A 23,202-nucleotide genomic window follows, 5' to 3' on the forward strand; every position below is an offset into this window, starting at 1 on the left:
TCTTCGGCGGTTTCCGCGTTATCCAAGATCAAGATCAAAAGATCGCAGCCTTCGGCAGCTCCTACGGGGTTTGCCGGGATTTGCCGGGATTTGCAGGGTAATCCCGGGGTAATGCCGGGATTTGCCGGGGGTTATCGAGGGTTACCGGGGTTGTGGTTGGTTTGGTGTGATCAGATCGCCCGGCAGATTCCTCTGACAATCATCTCCACCTCCCGCTCATCAATGGTCAACGGCGGCAGCAGGCGGATGGTTTTGCCGCGGGTTACGTTGATCAGCAAGCCGTGGTCCCGGGCGGCGATCAGGGTCAGGTCGCGGATGGGCTGCTTGAGTTCAATGCCGATCATCAGGCCCCGACCACGAATGGCCAGCACGTTTGGGTTGTCTGCCAGTTCGGCGCGCAGTCTGGTGAGCAGCCGCTCGCCCTGGCGTGCGGCGTTTTCCAGTAGTGCCTGTTCCTCGATGATTTCCAATACCGTGCAACCGACACGGCAAGCCAGCGGGTTGCCGCCGAAGGTGCTGCCGTGGCTGCCGGGGGTGAACAGGTCGGCGGCTTTGCCGCGGGCCAGGCAGGCGCCGATGGGGATGCCGTTACCCAGGCCTTTGGCCAGGGTCATGACGTCCGGGACGATGCCTTCGTGCTGGAACGCGAACCACTGGCCGGTGCGGCCGATGCCGGTCTGGATTTCGTCGAGCATCATCAACCACCCGTGCCCGTTGCACAGTTCGCGCACGGCTTTCAGGTAGCCGGGGGGCGCCGGTTGCACGCCGCTTTCGCCCTGGATCGGTTCCATGAGGATCGCGACGATGCGTGGGCCGTGCCGTTGCTGCACCCGCTCAAGCGCCTTGAGGTCGCCAAAGGGCACTTTGACGAAATCTCCCGGCAGTTCGCTGAACCCCAGGCGCACTGCAGGGCCGTCGCTGGCGGACAAGGTGCCGAGGGTCCGGCCGTGGAAGGCATTTTCCATGACCACCACCAGCGGCTGCTCGATGCCTTTGCGCCAGCCGTGCAGGCGCGCCAGCTTCAGCGCGGTTTCGTTCGCTTCGGCGCCGGAGTTGTTGAAGAACGCCCGCTGCATGCCGGCCAATTGGGTCAGCTTCCCGGCCAAGCGCTGTTGCCAGTCGATGCTGTACAGGTTGGAGGTATGCAGCAACAGGCCGGCCTGCTCGCTGATGGCCGCGACGATTTTCGGGTGGGAATGGCCGACGTTGGTCACCGCCACACCCGCCACCGCGTCCAGGTACTCGCGACCGGCCTGATCCCACAGGCGCGTGCCCAGCCCTTTGCAAAAGCTCAGGGCCAGGGGTTGGTAGGTGGTCATCAGGCAGGCGGCGGTCATGACATCAAGCTCCATCAATTGTCGGTGTTTTTGCAGTATGGTTAGCCACTTGAGCTGGATAAACGCTGCAACCCTTCAATGATATTAAAGCTGGGCTTGATAATGGATTTGTTCCAGGCAATGACCGTTTATGTGCGGGTGGTCGAGAGCGGCAGCATGACCGCCGCCGCGCTGCAGTGCGCCATGTCCACCACCATGGTCGGCAATCACCTGCGTGCGCTGGAGCAGCGCCTTGGCGTGCGCCTGCTCCATCGCACCACCCGCCGCCAGCGCCTGACAGAATTCGGCAACGCCTACTATCAGCGTTGCCTGGAAGTGCTGGGGCTGGTGGCTGATTCCGAGCGCCTCGCCGAACAAAGCCAGGACACGCCCAGCGGCACGTTGCGCATCACCGCACCGCTGACTTTCGGCACCGAAAAACTCGCGCCGGCCCTCAGCGAATTCGCCCTGCGCTACCCACAGGTCAAACTGGACGTGATGCTCTCCAACGGGCGCCCCGACCTGCTGGAAAATGGCCTGGACGTCGCCTTTCGCCTGGGCGCCATCGAGCCGAGCAACGTCATCGCCCGCCCGCTGATCGACTACACCCTGACCATGTGCGCATCGCCGGCGTACCTGGCACGCCGGGGCAATCCGCTAACACCCCTGGACCTGCAACAGCATGACTGCCTGGCCTTCGCCTATCCGGCCGGGGACGACTGGCAATCGGTGGCGAAACATTGGCGCCTGAGCGGTCCGGAGGGTGAAGTGATGGTGGCCGTCAGCGGCACATTGCTGATCAACAGTTCGGCGGGCCTGCATCAGGCGGCCCGCACCGGCATGGGCATCGTGATGCTGCCGGACGCGCTGGTGGAGCAGGACCTGGCGAGTGGAGCACTCGTGGCGCTGATGCCCGACTACGAACTGCCCAGCCGGCCCATGAGCCTGATTTATGCCCAGGATCGCTACCGCCTGCCCAAGCTGCGCCATTTCGTCGACTTCGCCATGCAGCGATGGGGCAAGCAGTAGCCAGTCAAGCCCGGCATGCACTAGTCTGCCCGGGGACATGATCGACATGGAGAGCGACGATGTTTAGTGTCTGCGTCGAGCATCTCGCTTCATCAACACGCCAAGGACAGCCAATGACTTCCCCCACCCTTTACCGTCGAGCCACTTCCCAGGATTTGCTGGCCATTTGCAGATTGGGCCAGCAACTCAACAGCCTGCACCACCAGCACCGGCCGGACATCTACGCGCCCTCTACCGGGGATTTCGCCCGCGACAGTGACTTCTGGCGACCCAGCATCGAGGGCGAAAATCACGCGGTGTTCCTCGCCGAACAGGCTGCCACGGTGACGGGTTTCATCACCGTGCAAGTCACCGAATCGAAGGGCTCGCTGATGCAGCCGCAGCGAGTCGGGCGCATCGGTTCGGTCTGTGTTGACCAGGCGGCCAGAGGCCAGGGTGTTGGCCGCGCATTGATGGCGCAGGCGCAAGCCTGGGCGCTCGACCAGGGCGCGGCGGATTTGCGTTTGACCGTGTGGGGCTTCAACGCGCCCGCGCAGCGCCTCTATGAAGAACTGGGGTTTGAAATGCGCGCGTTCGAAATGGGCAAGCGCCTGACCGATGTGCAGGCCTAAGGTTATGACCCGCCCTTGATCAGCACCGGTTTCTCCTGGTATCGATCCGCAAACAGCTGCTTCAGCTGCGCCACTTTCGGCAAGTCGTTGATGACGATGTAGGGATAGGTGGGATGTTCAGTCAGGAAGTCCTGATGTTCATCCTCAGCCGGGTAGAAACCGTTGTAGCTTTCCAGCCTGGTCACGATCGGTTTGCTGAACGAATGCGCGGCATCGAGCTGGGCGATGTACGCCTGGGCGACCTTTTGCTGCTCGCCGCTGCGGGTAAAAATCGCCGATCGATACTGAGTGCCGCTGTCCGGCCCCTGGCGATTGAGTTCGGTGGGGTTGTGGGCCACCGAGAAGTAGATTTGCAGCAGGGTGCCGTAGCTGACCTGAGTCGGGTCGAACGTGACTTCGACGGCTTCCGCGTGCCCGGTGTCGCCGTCGCTCACTCGCTCGTAGCGAGCGGTATCGGCCCTACCGCCGGCGTATCCCGACTCGGCTTTTTGCACGCCCTTGACGTGCTGGAACACACCCTGCACGCCCCAGAAACATCCGCCGGCGAATACCGCGGTTTCACTGCGGGCCTGGGTGGTTGAGTCGAGTGCCGGAGGTGGAATGACCACTGCGTCCTCGGCGCCCAGGGAGAAGGCCGAGCATTGACCGATAACGCCAGCAGCCGTCAGGGCCAGCAGTGTGCGACGCCAGGTGAAGGATAATTTCATGGGTCTTGCTCCAGAAACGAAAGATCAAGCCGGCGTGAACTTCATCGCCAGGCCGTTCATGCAGTAACGCTGGCCAGTGGGTTTGGGCCCGTCATCGAAGACATGGCCCAGGTGACCGCCACATCTTCGGCAGTGCACCTCCTCGCGCACCATGCCGAATGAACGGTCCTGACGAATGCCCACCGCGTTGTCCAGCGGCGCCCAAAAACTCGGCCAGCCGGTGCGGCTGTCGAATTTGGTGGCCGAGGAAAACAGCGCCAGGTCACAACCGGCACAGGCGAACGTACCGTCCCGGTGCTCATCGTTCAGCGCACTGCTGTAGGCGCGCTCGGTGCCCTCTTCGCGAAGGATTTCGTATTGCTCGTCGCTCAGCAGGGCGCGCCATTCACTGTCGCTGTGCGTCACTTCGAAGACCTCTGCGGCATTGGCATCGCCAATGAAATCGCCAATGAATGAGCAGCGCCCGGCAAATTTGGGCAATACACCGACCGCCAGGGCTGCAACCCCCAGCCCGCCGCTCGCTACGAGAAACTGCCGTCGTGAAAACATGCTCGTCTCCAAAAATCCAGGGGGCCTTTCATGGAACACAGCCTAGGCTGAGTGTGATCGCCAAATCCTCACGGAGAGTTAAATAAATCGTGATAACTCGATGGGCGAAAAACCCGCACACTACGCACACCGCGCTGAAGGATTAAGCTTGATGGAACAGACCAAACGCGTCCTGGTGGTCGAGGACGACCTGCATATTGCCGACCTCATCTGCCTGCATCTTCGTGATGAACATCTCGAGGTGGTGCACTGCGCGGACGGGAACGAAGGCATGCGCATGCTGCAGCAGGGAGGCTGGGATGCGCTGATCCTCGACCTGATGCTACCCGGGGTCGACGGGCTGGAAATCTGCCGTCGCGCCCGTGCGATGGCGCGCTACACGCCGATCATCATCACCAGCGCCCGCTCCAGTGAAATGCACCGGATCCTGGGCCTGGAGCTGGGTGCCGACGATTACCTGGCCAAGCCCTTTTCCATGCTCGAACTGGTGGCGCGGGTCAAGGCGCTGTTGCGGCGAGTGGATGCGATGGCGCGCAACCTGAAAATGGACGCCGGCAGCCTGAGCCTCGATGGCCTTTCCATTGACCCGATCACTCGCGACGTCGCCCTCGATGGTCGGCGCCTGGACCTCACGCCCAGGGAGTTCGACTTGCTGTACTTCTTCGCCCGCCAGCCCGGCAAGGTGTTCTCGCGCATGGACTTGCTCAATGCGGTGTGGGGCTACAGCCACGAGGGTTACGAGCACACGGTGAACACTCACATCAATCGCCTGCGGGCCAAGATCGAGGCCGACCCGGCGCAGCCCGTGCGCATCCTCACGGTGTGGGGCCGTGGCTACAAGTTCGCGGCGCAAGAGGACCAGCCATGAAGCTGACCCTGACACAACGCCTGTCACTGGTGTTCGCCGTGCTCCTGCTGGTGTGCTGCGGCACGTCGGCGTGGATGCAGGTGCGCGCCAACCAGATCCATGAGCAGGAGGTGGTGCAAGGGTTGTCGAGAAACCTGGCGCAACACATTGCCAATGACACGGTGCTGATGAACAGCCAGGGCCTGATGCCCGATGCGGTGCGCAACCTGTTCAGCCAGTTGATGCTGGTGAACCCCAGCGTCGAGGTGTACCTGCTGGACCCTGCAGGCCGGGTTGTCGGCAGCGCAGCACCCGAGGGGCGGATTCGCCGCGAGCAGGTGGACCTGGCGCCCATCCAGCGCCTGCTCGCTGGCGATGCCCTGCCGATACTGGGCGACGACCCGCGCAGCGCCGACGCACGCAAAGTATTCAGTGCCGCGCCGTTGACGGTCGATGGCAAGCCGGTTGGCTACCTCTATGTGGTGCTGCTCGGCGAGGAACATGACCGCTTCGCCGAACAAGGCGCGACCAGCGCGGCGCTGAACACGGCCCTGTGGTCAATCGGGCTGGTGGCGTTGTTATGCCTGATTGCCGGTCTCGCGGCCTTCTCGCTGATCACCCGGCCCTTGAGGCGCCTGACCGCGAACGTCAGCCAGTTCGATATCGACGGCATGCCGCAAACACCCCCAGCGCCAGTGGAAAAAGCCGCCAGCCAGGACGAGATCGCCGTACTCGACGCCGCCTTCCGCCAGATGCAGGCGCGCCTGAGCGAACAATGGCGCTCGCTGACTCGCCAGGACCAGGAGCGGCGCGAGCTGGTGGCGAACATCTCCCACGACCTGCGCACGCCCCTGGCGTCGTTGCATGGTTATCTGGAAACCTTGTCGCTCAAGGACGCGACCTTGTCCGTGGCCGACCGCCGCCGTTACCTGGGCATCGCCCTGGATCAGAGCCGCAAGGTTGGCGGGCTGGCACAGTCGCTGCTGGAGCTGGTGCGGCTGGAGCATGGATTTGTGCAGCCCGTGCTGGAGCGGTTTTCCCTGACCGACCTGGTGCAGGACATATTCCAGAAATTCGAACTGACCGCCGAAGCGCGCCAGGTGCAACTCAAGGCCAACTTTGCGCCAACGGTGTCCGGGGTGTTTGCCGACCTGGGGCTGATCGAGCGGGTACTGACCAACCTGTTTGACAACGCCCTGCGCCATACGCCGGTGGGCGGAATCATCAGCATCAGCCTGGTGCCGCAGGGCGGGTTCGTCGAGATCACGGTCAGTGACAGCGGCCCGGGGATTGCTGCGCAGTTGCGTGAGGGGTTGTTTCTGCGGCCGTTCAATATTGGCGGCGCACGGCGCGATGGCGGGTTGGGGTTGCGAATTGTGCAGCGGATTTTGCAGTTGCATGGCCGCGAGATTCGTTTGCTGGATGTGCCGGGGCAAGGGGCGACGTTGGTGTTTTCGTTGCCGGTGGATGAGGAAGTTGCGACGCAATTGGCGGTGCGGTCGATGAATCTGAATACGCCGGGAAAGGTCTGACGGACCGCGCTGCCTGCATCGCGGGCAAGCCTTGCTCCCACAGGGCTCTAAGGCGGGCAAGACACGTTCGGATAGTTCACCCCCTGCGTGAAAATAGGCCGATGCACAGAACCCGACAGGACTACTATCCACGCTCGCTTTTCGACACGGACACGTCAAGATGCTCAACGCCCTGCAAAACACCCCACCGTGGGTCTACGCGCTCTTTGTGCTGCTTTGCTATTTCGGGATCAAGGCCCTCTCCCCCACCCGGGAAAGCAAAATCTCGCTGCTGATCACGCCGCCGATCCTGCTCGCCTGGTCCCTGTATTCGCTCAATCTGGCGCTGCATCCGGTGTTGTCGCTGGGCTTCTGGCTGGTCGCCGTACTGGTGGGCAGCGCCACTGCACTGCTGATTTTTTCCAGCCAGGACGTCAGGCTGGATGCCTCGAGAGCCGGGCTGATCCTGCCCGGCACCAGCAAGACCTTGGTGCTCTACCTGCTGTTGTTTGCGGTCAACTACTACTTCGGCTATGAGGCGCAGGTTCACCCGCAACAATCGAACACGCTGCCAGTCATGTTGCTCAAGGCCTGTGCGTCCGGGATTGCCAGCGGTCTGTTTTGCGGGCGCTCGATCAGGTTTTATCAGGTGTTTCGCGGGCTCAAGGCAACTCATGCGTAGGAGCTGGCGAAGCCTGCGATCTTTTGATCTTTGGCTAGGTGGGGGCCGCCAGGATCAGGATCAGGATCAAAAGATCGCAGCCTGCGGCAGCTCCTACGGGGCACCGAGGTGGATGTTTTGGCCGCTGGCCTGTTCGTCCGTGACAACACGGCGCCGGTCCAATAGATTAGGCGGCCTGAAAAGGCCCCGGGCTTTCTCGCCTCATCCCAAGTTAAAAGAAGTAGTGAAATTTCAATGTCCGATTCCAGTACCGCTGAATCCGTAGTCACCTTGTCGTCCAAAGCGGAATACGAAAACTCCATCAATCTTTCACAACACCTGCCACAGGCCAAGACCATCGCCGAGATGGTCCTGGACTCGTTCCAGTCGACCCGTGAAAGCGACCAGATCCGCGAACTGCGTGCCGCGATCCGCCAGGCTCACGACAGCTTCGACGATGACAAGGCCTACGAACTGATGGGCGAACTCAAGCAGCTCAAGGACGCCGAGGCCGCTGATATCGCGGCACTGGAAGACCTCAGCAGCAAGTTCCCGATCAGCCGCATCCTGTCGAGTTTCAAGGACGACCCTGCGTTCCAGGAAATCGTCTACGGCCTGGCGCTGAAAGTGCTGAACCAGACTCATCAGGCCATCAGCAATCCGGGCAGCAGCAAGGGCAAGACAGTGCGGGCGAAGAAAGAAGTCGAAGTGTTCACCATCAGCAAGGACGGCGTGAGCGTCACCTTGCCGCTGCGCACGCCGCGTTCGCGCCTGAACCTTGATCGCCAAGCGCTGGAGTTCCTCGGTTTCGCGTTCGTCGGTGAAGGCGATGAAGCGGAGCTGGAAAGCGAAACCTTCCTCGACAACGCCGGGACTGAACAGGCGGTCAACCGCAAGAACATCATCACTGCGCTGCAGCAACAGACCGCGTTCGATGGCTTCAGCATCGCTGCCCAGTAACACACCTCCCGCAGCGCAGCGCCCTCCCCGTGGGGCGGGAGCTCGCTCCCCCTGGACTGCGTAGCGGCCGCGGAATAGTGGCAGCACCGCTTCTTTTGTGAGTGCTGCCCACTCAAGCGCGAGCAAGCCACAGGCTTTTTCGCCAGCTCGTGTTTCTCCCAAGCCCCGCCCTTGTGCGGGGCTTTTTATTGCCTGCGATTCAGGCAAGTCCGCGACTACTGTTCCAGTATCGAAACAGCACTAACACTTCCCTTAACCCTCGAGCACCATGGGTCCGCCTGCGGGGAGCGTCTACTCACTGTCCAGCCCAGACCTCAGTGGTGCAACTGCTGAGGCCTGCATGAACACACTTCCCCTGTACCGTCAGTTAGCCAATCACTACCTCGACGCGATCCGCAGCGGCACCTTGAAAAACGGCGAACGCTTTCCGTCCATCCGCCTGATGATGGAGAAGCACGCAGTCAGCCTGTCGACGGCGGTGCAGGTGTGCCGGGAGCTGGAGGGTCAGGGGGTGCTGGAGGCGCGCCCGCGCTCGGGCAACTATATTCGCCAGCCGGAACCCCTGCCGCACCCCCTGCCACCGGCACCGCTGGCTGCCGATGCCTATGTCGGCATTCACCAACAGGTGTCTTCGGTGCTCAAGGCCAGCCAGCGAGCGACGATCAAGGTCAATTTCGCCAACCCCTATTGCGCACCCCAGCTCTACCCGCTGAAGACCCTGCAGGACCACATGGTCAAGGCGTTGCGTCAGAACCAACAGCTGCTGGGCACCACCGCGCCCACCAGCGGCAACCTCGCACTGCGCAACATCCTTGCTCGCCGCGCCCTGACCAGCAAAACCCACCTGAGCGCCGAGCAAATCGTGATCACCAACGGCGCCACCGAGGCGCTTAACCTGGCCCTGCGCGCCGTCACCCAGCCCGGTGATACGGTTGCCGTCGAGTCGCCAACCTTCCACGGCCTGCTGCAGATTCTCGAAAGCCTTAATCTGCGGGTGTGCGAGGTGCCGGCAGCGGCGCACTGCGGGATCAATCTGTTCGCCCTGGAACAATTGCTGCGCGGCTCTGAACCGATCCGCGCCGTGATCGTGATACCCAATTTGCAAAATCCCCTGGGCAGCATCATGCCCGACTCGCACAAGGCCCGACTGGTGCAACTGTGCGCCGAGCACGCCACGGTGCTGATCGAGGACGACACCTACGGCGACCTGGTAGACACCGAGCAACCGTTGTCCACGCTGAAACACTGGGACCGCAGCGACAACCTGATCTACTGCGCCTCGCTGAACAAGACCCTCGCGCCGGGGATGCGCCTGGGCTGGATCAGTGCCGGCCGCTGGCATGACCGGGTGGAGATGCTCAAGCACAGCCAGTCGAGGGGATGTGAGGCGCTGTCGCAGTTGGCGGTGAGTGCGTTCATGAAGACACCGTCCTACGAGCGTTACCTGCGCCGACTGAGGAACACCCTGACCCAGCAGCGCCACGCGATGCGCACCGCGATCCTGCGCCACTTTCCCCAAGGCACCCGCGTGACCGAGCCGCGGGGCGGCACCCTGTTATGGGTGGAACTGCCGCCTGGGTATGCGTCGATGCGTTTGTTTCATGAGGGGTTGAAGGTGGGTATTCAGATTTTGCCTGGGGATATCTTTTCCAATGGGCCGGGGTTTGGGCACTGCCTGAGAATCACGTGTGGCGCGCCGTTTACGCCGAGGATTGAGGAGGCGCTGGCGACCCTGGGCCAACTCCTGAAAAACCAGAAGTAAAGCCTGTTTGATGGAGATCCCCGGGATGTATAAGTACCCCGTAGGAGCTGTATTTCAGCTCGGGTTTGGGTGCAGCCCCAGGGCGTTTTCATGCAGGCAAATGATGTGCGGGTCATCATTCCAATGCGGAAAACGCTCGGCGATCAGGGGGTCGTGGCCAGGGATGACGTGCTCCTCACCGTCCGCCAGACGCTCGATTTCGTTGAAGGCTTCCAGCGTTTGCGCCAGGTCATCGATAATCGGAAACGGACTGCGCTGGCGAATGTTCACCCACAAATGCGCAGCGTCCGAAGCCAGCACAATCCACCCGCGCCGGGTATTGACCCGCACCACCTGGCTGCCCGGCGTGTGCCCGCCCACCGGATGCAGGGTCACGCCGGCGGCGACCTCGACGGTACCCGTGTGCAAACGCATGCGCCCCTCGAACAGCGGCGGCAGCGCCGACATCACGTCATCGACCTCGTAGGTTTTGTTCACCGTGCGATGGGCCATTTTCGGCCCGGTGCAGAAGCGCAGTTCCGCCTCCTGCAGATGCACGGTGGCCTTGGGAAACAAACCCAGGTTTCCGGCATGGTCCCAGTGCAGATGAGTCAGGATCAGGTTGTCGACCTGTGCCGGATCAATCCCCAGCTGGCGCAGGGACTCTTCCGGCAGGCGATACATCTGACGGTTGCGCCGATCCGCAGTGGCCGGCTGGAAACAGGTGTCCACCACGATCACGCGTTGCTCATGGCGAATCACCCAGAAGTAGTAATCCAGCGGCATCGGCGCGTTCGGATCACCACAGCAGGGGTCGTACAGAAAATTCTCCCGGGCCGTGCGCTGGGCATTGGCACCGACACGGATGGCGAACACTTCGTACTCGGGAACGGGCATGGGGCAGCTCCTGGTTCAGGCCACCGAGGCGGTCTTGAGCGTCGGTCGGAAGTCGAAATCGATTTGCCCGGTGATACCCAGGTCCTCGGCCAGACGCTGGAGCCCGCTGTAGTCGCGCATGATGGTCGCGTTACGGTTGCTCTCACGGGTGTCGGCGATGATCAGCGCCGCGTCCTCAACCCCCAGTTGAGTCAGGATCGCTTCCCACATCGAGTAGTCCTGGGCGACAAAGGCACTCAGGGCCACGGACAACGTACGGGCGAAAAATTCCCGCTGCGGCGGCTGCATGTTCCCGTACATGACCTTGGCCACCTCGGCCAGGACCTTGCTGTGGGCATACTCGTCACGATTGTGCAGCTCGGCCACGCGACGGTTTTGCGGCTGGATGCTCTGATCGTCCGCCAATAGATCCAGGTAGGCATTGACGCTGATTTCGGCCACCACTGCAAAAGTGATGGAGGCCAGGTCCCGCTGCCACTGTTCGGGCAACGCTTCGCGCAGGGCCAGCAGCCGCAGATAGGTGACCGACGGCGGCAAGTCCAGCGTCTGGTCCAGCGCGCGGTCGACCCGGGTGCGCTCGATCGCACGCAGGTGCATCAGCGTGTGGTAGTGCTCGTCGATCAGCGTCTGCTGCATCGCCTCGCGAAAATGCCAGTCATGCTGCCCCAGGTATTGATTGGCGATGACGCTCAATGCTGGGTTTACCACGTGCTCTTCGGCAGTGACCGTGCGCAGGTTGTAGCCGATCCAGCCCCAGGTCAGCACGCTGCTTTTGAGCTCGTCGCTCAGGGCCTGGAATTTCGGGTGCTGGAAAAACGGCACCATGCACTCCGGGTAATCCGGACGCGCAGGGTCGAAGGCTTCGCCGGCCTGCCACTTGTCCGGCGCACACACCGTGGCTCGTTTGGTCCACGCCTGGTTGAGCCGCACGATCAATTGATGATCGACTTTGGCGATCTCGATGGCTGTTTGCATAACGCGTTACCTGTTGTACGCGTACCCACCCAGGGGTACGCAAATAGAATGAATGGCGCCGGAAAATTCAGGCCAGCCAATAGCGGGTCAGGTTGCGCGCCGGGTCATTGTATCGACTGCGGGCGTGGATCATCCGCCAGTTGTCCCAAATCAGCAGGCAGCCGTCAGGGATCAACACCGGGGTGTTGTGCTCCAGAAAGTACGCTTCCCCCAACACCGCGAACCGCGCCAGCGGCGAGGGGCTGTTGGCCACCTGCGACTGCTGCAGATCCTCTTTGCAAGGATTGACGTCGCCGTAGTGAAACTGGTTGTAGCTGAAGCGCAAGATGTCACCGTCCTGCGTCGGCGTCAGGATGTATTCCTTAACCCGCCGTTGCGCGGCCTCCCCAGGCTTGGCCGTAGCCACGAACTCCACTGGCGTCTCGACAAGCCACTGGTGCAACTGCGGCTCGGTGCGTTCCAGCCATGCCAGGAACTGGTAGCCGTCGACCAGCCCCGTATGGCCGCCGCCGCAGGTCGCCTGTTGATGACAATGCAATGCCAGGTAACGCGGCGGCGGAGCATAGACCGGCGCCTCGGTGTGCGGGCCGATACCGTTCATGCTCTGGGAGTACGGCAGGTCTTCGTAGCCCGGCTTGCGCGTGATCGCGAACGCCGTCTGGCCGTTGAACTGCGGAATGATCGGACCGAACTGCTGCAGTGTGCCGACCACGTCATCGTCAAATTCGTCGGCGGTCAGTACTGTCCAGCCCCGTGCCGATAATTCTTCGTGGCGGTGGCCCAGTGAAACATCAGCTTTGAATGCAATCCCTTGATCGGACATGGTGAGATTCCTGGCGGTTTATCCGGCGTTGACGGTGGCGGTGTAGGCGGCAATGAATTCGCGACAGGCGTTGCCCGGGCGATAGCGCTGCTCATCAATGCTGCGCACGGGGGTGATTTCGGCAGCGGTGCCCGTCAGAAAACACTCCTCGAAGTCGCCGAGCTCGGTAGGAAGAATCGTGCGCTCGACCACCTGGTAATCCAGCGCCCCGGCCAATTCGATTACGGTCTGGCGGGTGATGCCGTTGAGGAAGCAGTCGGGCAGCGGGGTGTGCAGCGTCCGGTCCTTGACGAAAAACACGTTGGCGCTGGTGGCCTCGGCGACATGGCCGCGCCAGTCGAGCATCAGCGCATCGTGAAAGCCGTTGTTTTCTGCATCGTGTTTGCTCAGGGTAGCGATCTGGTAATGCCCCGAAGCCTTGGCTTCGAACGGGCTGCTGCTGGGGGGCGGCCGGCGCCAGTCGGCGGTCTTCAGGCGAATGCCGCCCATGTGCCCTGCCGGGTCGAAGTAACTCGGCCATTGCCAGCAGGCGATCGCCAGGTGCACGCGATTGAAGCGAGCCGAAGTCGAGATCATTTCGCTGCCACGCCACGCCACCGGCCGCACGTATCCGTCGACCACGTTATTGCGCTGCAGCAGCTCATGGCTGGCCGCTTCCAGTTCGGCCAGCTCATAGGGAATCACGAAATCCATCAATTGTGCCGAGCGATACAACCGTTCGCTGTGTTCGCGCAGCTTGAAGATCCTGCCGTTGTACACACGCTCGCCTTCGTACACGGTGCTCGCGTAATGCAAACCATGGGTCAACACATGCAAGCGCGCCTGGGACCATTCGACGAACTCGCCGTCGAGCCAGATAAGCCCTTCGCGCTGATCAAACGGGATGCCACTCATGTCCATATCTCCTGGTGAATCGTCCTACGCCGTTTCCAGCAGGACCGGTATCAATTCGGGCGCAGTCAGCGGCTCGTCCTGAAAAAAGAATCGCCGCTCGCCAAAGGCTGGGCGCAGGTCATCGAACCAGCTGGCGTGGGGATCGAATTGCGCATGAAAGGTGCGCAGCACCCATTGCGGATCCCGGGCCTGGAGAAACTGCAACACGAAGACTTTTTCTCCGGCCACGGTTTCAATCCCGTTGATCAGAACCTTGCCGTAGAAGGTGCTCATCGAGGGGCCGCGCACCGTGCGGGCGAGCCCGGACACGCTGCGATAGGCCGCCTGGAATATCTCGAAGGCCCGGGCCAGCGGCATCGCGAAGTAATGACGAGGGCCGGTGTCGCGCTCGACGAACATGTAATAGGGCACCGCGCCAAGTCGCACGCCTTCGGTCCAGAGCTCGGCCCAATCGGCGGGGTTTTCGTTGATATGGCGGATCACCGGCGCCTGCATGCGCAACACGGCGCCGGTGGAGCGAATGCGTTCGACGGCCTGGCGGGCGATGTCCTGGCGCAGCTCGACCGGGTGGTTGTAATGCCCCATCACAGACAAGTGCTTGCCTGCCGCGACGATTCGCCGGAACAGTGCCAGCAGCTCGGGGGCATCCTTGTCGCTGACGAACCGCTGCGGCCAGTAAGCCACCGACTTGGTACCGATGCGGATACTGCGCAGGTGCGGTAACTCCAGCAGCGGCTCGATGTAGCCGGCCAGCGAGCGAGTGTTCATGATCATCGGGTCACCGCCGGTGATCAGCACGTCAGTGACTTCGGTGTGCACCCGCAGGTAACTCACCAGTTCCTGGGACTCACGGGCGTTGAACTTGAGTTCTTCTTCACCGATGAACTGCGCCCAGCGAAAACAGAAGGTGCAGTACGCGTGACAGGTCTGGCCGGCGCCAGGGAAGAACAGCACGGTTTCCCGGTACTTGTGCTGAATGCCCGGCAGGACTTTACCGTCCAGGCTTGCGCCGTTATGGGTCAACTGGCCGGCCGGATGGGGGTTCATGCGCAGCCAGATCGCTTCGATCCGGCGCTTGATGGCCGCAGCGTCGTCCTGCTCGATCAGTTGCTTGAGCGACGCATACTCCTGCGGCAACAGCATGTCCGGGTGGGGAAAAGTCATGCGAAAAATCGGATCATCGGGAATGCTGTCCCAGTCGATCAATGTTCCGAGCACGTATTCGTTGGTGCGAAATGGCATCACCCGCGCGACCACGTCCATGGCTTCCTGTAACGCTGGCGTGAGCCTGTGCCAGTACGGCGTCTCGCGGATGGTCCGGGCGTTATAGGGCTTGTATCTGTGCAGCTCCGACATTCCCTGCATGGCAGCGCTCCCGATGAATTCCTGACGAGTTACTGGGCAGTCGGTGCTATGCGCTCGATGTCCAGCCACGCCCGCACGCTGTCGCGGTCCCACTGCCGGCGAACATAGGCGGCAAGTCGCGCTGGCACATGATCGCCATTGGCAAGCAAGCGGTTGAGCATGATTGCCAGGTCGGTGTCAGCGATGCTCCAGTCACCGAACAGGTGATCAGCGCCGCCTTTGAGCAGGCGATCGGCCACGAAGAACAATCGATCCACAGCCACCAGGGCCTCCTCGGACAGGGGCGTGTCTTTTGTTCCGAAGTAGATGAGATCTGCCGGACGCTCCCGGCGAATGATCAGCAGGTCGCTGCGTAACCAGGCTTGAAGCTGGCGGGCCCGGGCGCGCAGCCGGGTGTCTGCAGGGAACAGTTTTCGGCCCTCGGGCGCGACTTCGTCCAGGTATTCGGCAATGGCCGAAGACTCTGAAAGCGCGAAGTCTTCGTGGACCAGGGTAGGTATCTTGCAAGTCATCGACAGGTCTCGATAACTCGCCTGATAGTTCTCTCTATTTTTCAAATCGAGGGTTACACATTCAAACGGAAGTTGTTTTTCTTTCAGCGCCACAAATGCCGACATGGCAAAAGCACTGACAAAATCCGCCCCTACGTACAACTTTATATTTGAACTTTCCATGGACCACTCCCTTGCATCAAGACTATTAATCCGTTGCACTGGAGTCGATGCTAGATAGTTGCTCACGCACTGAACAGATACAGAAATTATCTGTTTACACGGATACAGAAATCTCGCATCGGACAATACAAAAACAAAAACAGGGAGTCGGCTAATGCGGACTCCCGGAAGGACAGCAAACAGAGTATGGGGGTTGTCGAGGCTCAGCTCACTGCGGTAGCCATACTGGAAAGCAACGCCAATTGCGGCATGTTGCTCATGTTGAGCATGGCCATCGACTCGGTGGCGCTGGTGTTGACGAAGCCATGTCGGGTCCAGGCGGGCACCAGCAGGACGTCGCCGGTGCTGGCGCGCACCTCGTCATCCTCGCCCATGGTCAGCAGGCCGCTGCCGGCCTGTATGACAAACAGATGCCACCAGCCATGGGCGTGGCCATTCAACACAGCGCCGGGTTTCAACCATTGCATGGACACCGCCACACCCGGTGTCAACTTGCAGCCTTCGAGGCTGTTGTCGTGGGCCAATGCGACGATATCGACTTCGCTGCCCGCAAGACTTTCGCGCATTGCAGCAAGTTTATCGCTCGTCCATACCCGCGCACTCTGGGGCGGCTGATGCAAACTCTGACGAAACTCGTCATATGAAAAAAACGCACCTTGAACATTATTCATTCGCGCATTCCAACTTGATGTCGACGTCATTCACCGAACAATAGGTGAAGCCATCGACACTGTAAACCCAACACGCCGCGCTTATAACGCAGAAGGCCGCAGGGCTGCGATCATGTCCACTTCCACCGCCGCATTCTTTGGCAACTGATAAACCCCAACTGTGGTTCTTGTATGTTTACCCGCATCCCCCAGCACATGACTGAACACGTCCGATGCGCCATTGGCCACTTCACTGAGGTCGACAAAGTCCGCAGTGGATTTCACGTACACAGTGACCCGCACCAGCGACTTGATTTTATCCAGCGAGCCGATGGCATCCACTATCAACGCCAGCCCGCGCATGGCACTGATGCTGGCGGCTGCCTGGGCATCACTGAGGCTGAGCTCCAGGCCAACCCGTCCGGGGTATTGGATCTTGCCATTCATGCGCGGCACCATGCCGCTGATGTACAGCTCATCATGGTGCCGGACCAAGGGCGCGTAGTGGCCGCCGGCGGTGTTTTCGCCATAGATGTCGTAACCCAACTCCTTGGCGAGGGTGAGGAAGCGCTCATCACAGGTTGTGTGTTCAAACATGGGTATTACCTCTCAATCAAATCGTGTTCAGCCCATCGCTCTGGCGGGCGGCGCCAGGCAGGCGACTTCCATGCGCACTTCAACCGCCTCGGCCAGACGCAACAAGTCACTGGTGAGTTGCTCGTAGTCCTTGTTGAACAGGACGATGTGGCCGATAAATGAAGTGTTGTCCTTGACCAGCGCCGACACCGAGTCGCCGATGCGCCGCTCATACACGGCCGCCACCAACTCGATGCCGAGCATCCGTGCCACGGCGTCGATGTCTGGCAGGTCACGTAACAGGCCACCGCCCGGCGCCCTGAGCAGGCGAATGCCGCAATAACCCCGCGCGACCGGATCCTGTCGCTCGCACTGGCCCTCCACGGCCCACCTCACCCAGCGCTCCCATGGGTCGAAGTCGACAAAGGCAATGCGCGCCAGGTCCCAGATGTGCATGCCGCCAGGGCGCATGTTGGTTTCTACCGCCGAAGTGAGTTGCTCAGGGCGCAGGAAGATTTCGTTGTGGTAGGCACCGTTGTCCAAGGAGACCAGCCCCGACATGTGCCGCCCCGCCGCTGCCAGGCGAGCCTGGGCATCACCCTGCAACGGCGCAGGCACCACCTGCTGGATCTCGGCCCGGAAGGCGCCTTCGGTCGTGGTTTTTTCGGTGATCCAGGTGCTGCCGGCCACGTAGTCCCAGCTGTACTCCCGAGCATCGCGAACCAATTCTTCAAGCACGATGCCGCCATTGCGATAAGGCTTGAGTGCCTGCCACGCCTCGTCGCATTCGGACGGGTGATGGATCACCCGGCAGCCGCGACTTGCACCTTCACAGGCGGGCTTGATGAACGCCCTGCCGCCCAGTTCGACGACCCGCTGGCGCAGTTCTGCCAGGCTCTCGACACGGGTTGAAAATACGGGACGGTAATCTTCGGGAGCCGTGCTGGAGGTTGCTTCGAGCTTGCGGAAAATCTGCTTGTCCAGCCCCGCCCGTGCTTCGTTGGGCGTGATGCCCGGGAGGCCGTAATGACTGGCCAGGGCCGCGCCGAGCAACACCCCGCGGTCGGAAAACGGCAGCACGCCGATCAGTTTCCAGCGATCGACCGCCAGGCAGCCCACCACCAGTTCCAGGGAATCGGTTACATCCTCGGGCGCCATTGAAGCGCTGCAGACGTGGTCCGCCACCTGGTCGTCATCAGGGGCAATGCGCTCGACCACCAGGATCAGCCTTGCGTTGTAGAGCGTCCTGCAGAGGTCGCGCAGCTTCTGGATATCGTGAACCCGGTTGCCGTTGTACCCGACCACTACTACGCATGACGTCGTCTTCATGAAACCTCCTGCCTGTGAAGCAAAAAAAGCAACCGCAATGGCTCAGTCGTGCAGCGCCGCGTTGGATGTGCGGTTGAGCCAGTACCACGCCAGAATCCCGCCCGCGCCGATGGCGGCCAGCAGCAACGCGTTATGGGGCGCCGGCACCACCCGCATGATCAGCACAGTGAGCCCGGCGCCGACGCCCAGGGACACTTCCTTGACGAACATGTTGTTCTGCTTGACCGAGAAGTAATCGAGGTAGCTGAAGGCGCACTCGGCGATGGACAGCAAGGCCACCCAGATCAACGCGCCGAGCAGGGTTTCAACATGAAAGGCCGCGGGAGACGAGAGCACCGCGAAGCCGGCGACGATGATCCCGATCACGGCGAGCACCTTGAAGCGCCCCGTGCGCTCGATGAGTTTCATCACCGGCACCTGGGCAAACACCACGACCGCGCTGTTGAGGATCAGCATCAGGCCGTACCAGGCTGGCAACTCACCAGTTTCGAGCAAGATCGCTTGTGGAAGAATCGAGAACACAGCAAACAGCTTGATGCCCATGATGATGCCGGCGATCGCCCACGGCAGTTTGTTGCGCCAGCCGCTGCCGTCCTGTGTCACCGGACTCGCCGCTGCTGACTGGGTGGTGAAGGTCGCGCCCATGGCAATTGGCACGCACAGCAGGACAAAGCTGGCGGCACCGAGGAAAAACAGGGGCGGGGTCAGCAGTGGCGACAGCAGGATCAACCCGGCCAGCAGGCTGCCCATGTTCATCGCCACACGGTTGTAGGCCGCGCCCTCCTTGGTCTGCGCCGCTTCGCTCTTGATCAGGTACCCGGCAATCGCGATGCCATAGGCAAACAGCGCCGCAGCGAACATCACCATGCCCTGATTGCTGGTGACGGCCAGCAGCACCAACCCCAGGGCGGCGCACAGCAAGGTGACGCTCAGGGAACGACGACCCAGCACCAGCAACGTCAACGGCAGCAGCAATAACAACGCCCGATAACCCAGGGCAAGGATGCTGTTGGTGGCGGTGTCGAGCCAGACGTTGGCTTTGCCCAGCACGGCAAACAACGACACGGCGGTAATGATCCGGATCGTGAACAGACGGATGTTAATCACCGGTTTGGCGATGGCGGCCGTTGTCTCGATACTCATGCAACACCTCTGGAACCAAATGATTGTGCGAGCAAAAAACGCCGACAATCAGGAAAGACTGTAAGGTGATGGTAGAGAGAGACGGGTGTCTTGATCAGAGCAAGTTCGTATAGAATCAAACGAACTTTACTGCCGGAGAGACCAGTAAAATGCAGGTTCAACGCGCAGTCATCGCGGCCATCGAATTCCAGCCCGGCGTACCGCTGGTGCAGCAGATCGTCGATCAGCTGTCGGTGGCGATCAACCAGGGCGGCCTGCCCCACGGCTCCCGCCTGCCGCCCATTCGCGAGCTTTCGGACCTGATGAATGTGGGCAAGTCCACGGTGGTCGATGCCCTGGATCGGCTGCGTGCCAAGGGCCTGGTGGTTTCCCGCCAGGGCTCGGGGCATTTCGTGCACCGCTCCAGCGCCATGCCCAAACTGGATGCCGGCCCCGACCTGCTGCCCCAGGACACGCTCAGCGTGGTCCGCCGCGCGGTGCTGCAGGACAACGGCGCACTACGTCCCGGCGCAGGTTTCCTGCCTTCCTCATGGCTACCGGCCGATGAATTGCTCAAGGCCGTTCGCGGAACCCTGCGCGACGCCTCCCTGCGCATGGGTGAATACGGCGTGGCCGCCGGTTATCCGCCGTTGCGCGAAGCCTTGCGGGTCAAGCTGACAGCCATCGGCATCGAGGTGCCGGTGGAGCAGATCGTCACCACCGCCAACACCGTGCAGGCCATCGATATGCTGATGCGCCTGCTGATCAAGCCCGGCGACACAGTGCTGCTCGACGACCCGTGCTACTTCACCATGCACACCAACCTGGCCTTGCACGGTGCCAAGGTAGTGACCGTCCACCGGGGTGTCGAGGGCATGGACCTGGAAGCGTTCGAGCGGACAGTCATTGCCCATCGGCCTGTGCTCTACATGACCAACAACAGTCTGCATAACCCCACCGGACACTCGTTCTCCCCGGCGCAGGTCTATCGCTTGCTGGAGATGAGTCACCGCTACGGTTTCCACATTGTCGAAGACGATTTGTATTGCGACCTGCAACAACGAAGCACCCCGCGCCTGGCGGCAGGCGGGCTGGACAACGTCAGCTATGTGTCCGGCTTCTCCAAGACCCTGACCGCCAACAGTCGCGTCAGCTACGCGGTGCTTTCGCCGCCACTGGCCGCACGCATGATCGGGCTCAAGATGGCCGGCGGCGGCATGACCTCGGAACTGGCCGAGCAGATCGTCTGCAACATGCTCAGCGACGGCAGCTACGCCAAACACACTCGCCGCACCGTGGACCGGCTCTACGACTCGAGCAACCGGGTGACCCGCTGGCTGGAAGAAGCCGGTTGCTCGGTGTCATCATTGCCCCATGAAGGGTTGTTCATCTGGACCCGATTACCTGATGGGTTCCACGCCGAAACCCTGGCCAGAAAAGGCCTGGAAATCGACCTGGTCCTGGCTCCTGGCACCCTGCTCAGCAAAGCCCCGGACGCCTGCCAGCACCTGCGCTTCAATGTTGCCCACAGCGACAGCAGCCAGGTGCGCGAGCGCTTTTTCCGGTTGCTGGATACACCCCAAAAATAGCCGACCACCACCCTCCCCGTAGGAGCTGCCGCAGGCTGCGATCTTTTGATCTTTTGCAAAGTCCGCCTTTAAAACAAAGATCAAAAGATCGCAGCCTTCGGCAGCTCCTACAGGGGTTCGGTTTGCCTACTCGGCATCAAACATTCGAAACATCCATCTTGTACCCCGCCCCGGGGGCGCCCTCGTGCAACGCGCACTGGATATCCGCGTACAAGGCGTTCGCCTCAGCCGTCGTGATCGATCGCGAACAATCTCGAAGCACCACCCGGAGCAGTACATTCTCCTGCCCTGGCAACAGCCCGAGGCGCTCGATGGCCTGCACAGGCAAATCAGCGAATCCCCAACGTCCCTTGACCTGCATTTCCTCAATCCATTCGGCGCAGTCGCCGGCCGCGAGTAACATTTTTTCGGTCAACACTTCTTCGCTCAACCCCGGTGTAACCGCCAGGGAAATATCACGAGCAATCGACGGCAAACGCGAAACCGCACGCCATGGATTCAAATCATGCATCTGCGCCTGCACCCGTACATTCTGATCCCGCAGCAAGCGAATATCCGGAATGCCTTTGCGCAGCATCGTCAGCCGATCCAGCCCCATCCCGAGCGCCAACCCACCATGACGCGATGGATCTATCTGCAACCGTTCCAACAACGATTGCGCAATACGACCGCACTCCAGGACCTCGACGGGAGCGCAGCGCGCCATGAGCGAAAAACAGAATCGCCGGTCAACGACTGCCTGCCACCCTGCACCTTTTTTGAGTTCTCGTAACACGCATCACATACCCGCACAGGTAATCAAACCGTCGTTCAAATGAGGTCAGTCACATGCTCGAATTAGGTTCCTTTCCAATCGCCAGGGCTCCAGCTATTCCAGATATCACATCAGCCTCTCCTCCTGTGAATTCCATGCAATCGGACTCAAAGCCTTACGTCGTCGACTTCAGTAATGCAGTTCCGGTGGCAGTGGAAAACGGAATGGGAACCAGCGCGAACCTTGGCAAGGTTGTATCGTCCGAGGGTGAACGTTTTTATCTGAAAGACGCAGTCAGTTATGACTCAACCAGTCCTGTAGTGAGAAATGCAATTACTTCACGAGAAGTGGTCAGCACCGAGATTTATAGCTTGTTCTTGCCAGCACCGAAAGCACGTATGGTTAATGAATGCAGCTGCATAATGGAGGGCGCAGGCAACGAGAAGATTTTTATTGCTTCCCGACTTGAAAACTACCAGGATTTCGGCGATTGCTTGATCAAGGAAGAATTAGCGGATGACCTCGAACGGCAATTCAAGGAATTCACACATGAAGATGCTGCCGCCTTCAAACACAATGCGGTCATTGCGAAAACGCTCACTGGCGAATTGACCAAATTGCGTGATCAACACCTCGACTGGTGGGTAGGCGTCGATGGGAATCCGGATCAAGAGCTTGTTCAAGTCTACAGAGCCAAAGCACTACAACTTGAAGAAGTGATGCAAAAGCAATTTCATATATTGCCAGAGGCCTTGCAACGGCAATCGCAGGATAGTCTGGGTGTATCGCAACTGCTGGGAGACTGGGATCCCTTCAACGTGTTTTACAAGAACATGGGTATTGTCAAAAAGGGTGATGGGAGCCTGCACGTCATGCGCCTTGATTTTGGCAGCTGCCTGGATGTTGGCTTTCAAGGGCAAACCAAAGAAAACGGATATGAAACAGCAGTCAGTCAACGACCGGCCGTTTTCCCGGAACTGAAACATCGTTTCAAAAGGGAAGATGCAGTCTTTTCAGAAAAACTCCCCCTGCTTGCGCAAGAGTTTCATACCTTTCCTTACGCTGACCATGCCCAATCCATAGCAGGAAAAACCGAATGGGCGCATACCACGCGCATGAAGATTGGTTACCGGTGCAGCCTGTTGATGCAGCAAAAGGGCTCCGCACAAAATGCTTTTGAGACCATTATCAAAACACAGTTGATGAATGCGCCAGGTTTTAAATCGGCAGACGACCTGATCCAGGTTCTACACGCCCGCATGGATGCACTCATCGATAAGCAATGTGGTGGAAGTCACAAAATTATGGAGTGGGAGCAGAACAACCCCGAGCTTTCAGGCGCCATAAGAGCAGATCTTTTATCCAGACTGAGCATCCCAACAGTACCGCTAGTGAAGACCCAAACCCACTCCTATCCTATTGGTTTCATCAAAAGCTGAATGTCAAATAACTGATCGCCAGCACCGCCTATCTACCGACGACCTCCCCTGCCAGCAGATCGCTACAATGGTGTAACGCCGTACCCACAGGCTCATCCTCAAAAATATCAGCGTCAAGCATGAGGTCTCTGCAGGAGCTGCCGAAGGCTGCGATCTTTTGATCTTCAGCTATGTCTGTTCCTG

22 protein-coding genes and 1 pseudogene are annotated in these 23,202 nt (G+C 60.5%); 9 read left to right on the top strand and 14 right to left on the bottom strand.

The features are described 5' to 3' along the window. Positions 1-170 precede the first annotated feature (170 nt). A complete protein-coding gene (locus tag AAEZ05_RS22625; RefSeq protein WP_350600801.1) occupies positions 171-1,337 on the bottom strand; it encodes an aspartate aminotransferase family protein in 1,167 nt (388 codons plus the stop codon). A gap of 102 nt (positions 1,338-1,439) precedes the next feature. Here AAEZ05_RS22625 and AAEZ05_RS22630 point away from each other — a divergent pair, with 102 nt between their 5' ends. Both AAEZ05_RS22630 and AAEZ05_RS22635 read left to right on the top strand, forming a co-directional pair. Next, positions 1,440-2,345 (top strand): LysR family transcriptional regulator, encoded by a 906-nt coding sequence (locus tag AAEZ05_RS22630; protein WP_350648958.1) that lies wholly within the window; start codon positions 1,440-1,442, stop codon positions 2,343-2,345. A gap of 113 nt (positions 2,346-2,458) precedes the next feature. Continuing rightward, positions 2,459-2,956: a GNAT family N-acetyltransferase gene (locus AAEZ05_RS22635; protein ID WP_350648960.1), complete on the top strand. Its 498-nt coding sequence runs from the start codon at positions 2,459-2,461 to the stop codon at positions 2,954-2,956. Between the two features lie 2 nt (positions 2,957-2,958). Here AAEZ05_RS22635 and msrA read toward each other — a convergent pair whose 3' ends face one another. After that, a complete protein-coding gene (gene msrA, locus AAEZ05_RS22640) occupies positions 2,959-3,663 on the bottom strand; it encodes a peptide-methionine (S)-S-oxide reductase MsrA (RefSeq protein WP_045062672.1) in 705 nt (234 codons plus the stop codon). Between the two features lie 24 nt (positions 3,664-3,687). Continuing rightward, positions 3,688-4,212: a peptide-methionine (R)-S-oxide reductase MsrB gene (gene msrB / locus AAEZ05_RS22645; RefSeq protein WP_350648962.1), complete on the bottom strand. Its 525-nt coding sequence runs from the start codon at positions 4,210-4,212 to the stop codon at positions 3,688-3,690. A 151-nt stretch (positions 4,213-4,363) separates the two neighbouring features. On the opposite strand from msrB, the gene AAEZ05_RS22650 reads away from it, so the two are divergent. The 5 genes and pseudogenes from AAEZ05_RS22650 to AAEZ05_RS22670 all read left to right on the top strand — a co-directional run bounded on the left by AAEZ05_RS22650 (position 4,364) and on the right by AAEZ05_RS22670 (position 9,953). Beyond that, positions 4,364-5,080, top strand: a complete 717-nt coding sequence (locus AAEZ05_RS22650) for a response regulator transcription factor (protein WP_205893013.1) — start codon at positions 4,364-4,366, stop codon at positions 5,078-5,080. After that, positions 5,077-6,591 (top strand): sensor histidine kinase, encoded by a 1,515-nt coding sequence (locus AAEZ05_RS22655; RefSeq protein ID WP_350648964.1) that lies wholly within the window; start codon positions 5,077-5,079, stop codon positions 6,589-6,591. The genes AAEZ05_RS22650 and AAEZ05_RS22655 overlap by 4 nt, the downstream gene beginning before the upstream one ends. A 142-nt stretch (positions 6,592-6,733) precedes the next feature. Beyond that, positions 6,734-7,252 (top strand): annotated as a pseudogene (locus AAEZ05_RS22660) (DUF6622 family protein); the annotation flags it as partial. Between the two features lie 234 nt (positions 7,253-7,486). After that, positions 7,487-8,191 carry a hypothetical protein gene (locus AAEZ05_RS22665; protein ID WP_045062679.1) on the top strand — a complete coding sequence of 235 codons (705 nt, stop codon included), beginning with the start codon at positions 7,487-7,489 and terminating at the stop codon, positions 8,189-8,191. A gap of 340 nt (positions 8,192-8,531) precedes the next feature. Further along, positions 8,532-9,953, top strand: coding sequence for an aminotransferase-like domain-containing protein (locus tag AAEZ05_RS22670; protein ID WP_350648967.1), 1,422 nt, complete (start codon positions 8,532-8,534; stop codon positions 9,951-9,953). A gap of 54 nt (positions 9,954-10,007) precedes the next feature. Here AAEZ05_RS22670 and AAEZ05_RS22675 read toward each other — a convergent pair whose 3' ends face one another. The 10 genes from AAEZ05_RS22675 to AAEZ05_RS22720 form a co-directional block, all read right to left on the bottom strand. Then, entirely contained in the window at positions 10,008-10,829 is an 822-nt protein-coding gene (locus AAEZ05_RS22675) for an N-acyl homoserine lactonase family protein (RefSeq protein ID WP_350648968.1), read from the bottom strand. Between the two features lie 15 nt (positions 10,830-10,844). After that, on the bottom strand, positions 10,845-11,804 hold the full coding sequence (locus AAEZ05_RS22680) for a diiron oxygenase (RefSeq protein WP_045062683.1): 960 nt from the start codon (positions 11,802-11,804) through the stop codon (positions 10,845-10,847). Positions 11,805-11,871: 67 nt separating this feature from the next. Beyond that, positions 11,872-12,627 carry a TauD/TfdA family dioxygenase gene (locus AAEZ05_RS22685; protein ID WP_045062684.1) on the bottom strand — a complete coding sequence of 252 codons (756 nt, stop codon included), beginning with the start codon at positions 12,625-12,627 and terminating at the stop codon, positions 11,872-11,874. An 18-nt stretch (positions 12,628-12,645) separates the two neighbouring features. Further along, positions 12,646-13,521 (bottom strand): branched-chain amino acid aminotransferase, encoded by an 876-nt coding sequence (locus tag AAEZ05_RS22690; RefSeq protein ID WP_045062685.1) that lies wholly within the window; start codon positions 13,519-13,521, stop codon positions 12,646-12,648. A gap of 24 nt (positions 13,522-13,545) precedes the next feature. Then, entirely contained in the window at positions 13,546-14,886 is a 1,341-nt protein-coding gene (locus AAEZ05_RS22695; protein WP_045062686.1) for a KamA family radical SAM protein, read from the bottom strand. A gap of 29 nt (positions 14,887-14,915) precedes the next feature. Beyond that, complete coding sequence (gene yfcF / locus AAEZ05_RS22700; protein WP_045062687.1) at positions 14,916-15,560, bottom strand: glutathione transferase; 645 nt, start codon at positions 15,558-15,560, stop codon at positions 14,916-14,918. Positions 15,561-15,763: 203 nt separating this feature from the next. Then, a complete protein-coding gene (locus tag AAEZ05_RS22705; protein ID WP_045062689.1) occupies positions 15,764-16,231 on the bottom strand; it encodes a cupin domain-containing protein in 468 nt (155 codons plus the stop codon). An 81-nt stretch (positions 16,232-16,312) separates the two neighbouring features. Continuing rightward, complete coding sequence (locus AAEZ05_RS22710) at positions 16,313-16,807, bottom strand: RidA family protein (RefSeq protein WP_045062691.1); 495 nt, start codon at positions 16,805-16,807, stop codon at positions 16,313-16,315. Between the two features lie 27 nt (positions 16,808-16,834). Then, positions 16,835-18,115, bottom strand: coding sequence for an ATP-grasp domain-containing protein (locus AAEZ05_RS22715; protein WP_350648971.1), 1,281 nt, complete (start codon positions 18,113-18,115; stop codon positions 16,835-16,837). A 42-nt stretch (positions 18,116-18,157) separates the two neighbouring features. Further along, positions 18,158-19,258: an MFS transporter gene (locus AAEZ05_RS22720; RefSeq protein WP_350648973.1), complete on the bottom strand. Its 1,101-nt coding sequence runs from the start codon at positions 19,256-19,258 to the stop codon at positions 18,158-18,160. Between the two features lie 149 nt (positions 19,259-19,407). Between AAEZ05_RS22720 and AAEZ05_RS22725 the strand changes: the two genes are divergently transcribed. Beyond that, positions 19,408-20,826 (top strand): aminotransferase-like domain-containing protein, encoded by a 1,419-nt coding sequence (locus AAEZ05_RS22725; RefSeq protein ID WP_350648975.1) that lies wholly within the window; start codon positions 19,408-19,410, stop codon positions 20,824-20,826. Between the two features lie 136 nt (positions 20,827-20,962). Here the strand turns inward: AAEZ05_RS22725 and AAEZ05_RS22730 are convergent, their stop codons facing one another. Beyond that, positions 20,963-21,601: a tRNA ligase subunit PheS family protein gene (locus AAEZ05_RS22730; protein WP_350648977.1), complete on the bottom strand. Its 639-nt coding sequence runs from the start codon at positions 21,599-21,601 to the stop codon at positions 20,963-20,965. 53 nt (positions 21,602-21,654) lie between these two features. Here AAEZ05_RS22730 and AAEZ05_RS22735 point away from each other — a divergent pair, with 53 nt between their 5' ends. Further along, complete coding sequence (locus tag AAEZ05_RS22735) at positions 21,655-23,019, top strand: hypothetical protein (protein ID WP_350648979.1); 1,365 nt, start codon at positions 21,655-21,657, stop codon at positions 23,017-23,019. Positions 23,020-23,202: the final 183 nt, after the last annotated feature.

The organism is Pseudomonas sp. HY13-MNA-CIBAN-0226, assembly GCF_040310305.1.
In the GTDB taxonomy this organism is placed as follows: domain Bacteria; phylum Pseudomonadota; class Gammaproteobacteria; order Pseudomonadales; family Pseudomonadaceae; genus Aquipseudomonas; species Aquipseudomonas gregormendelii.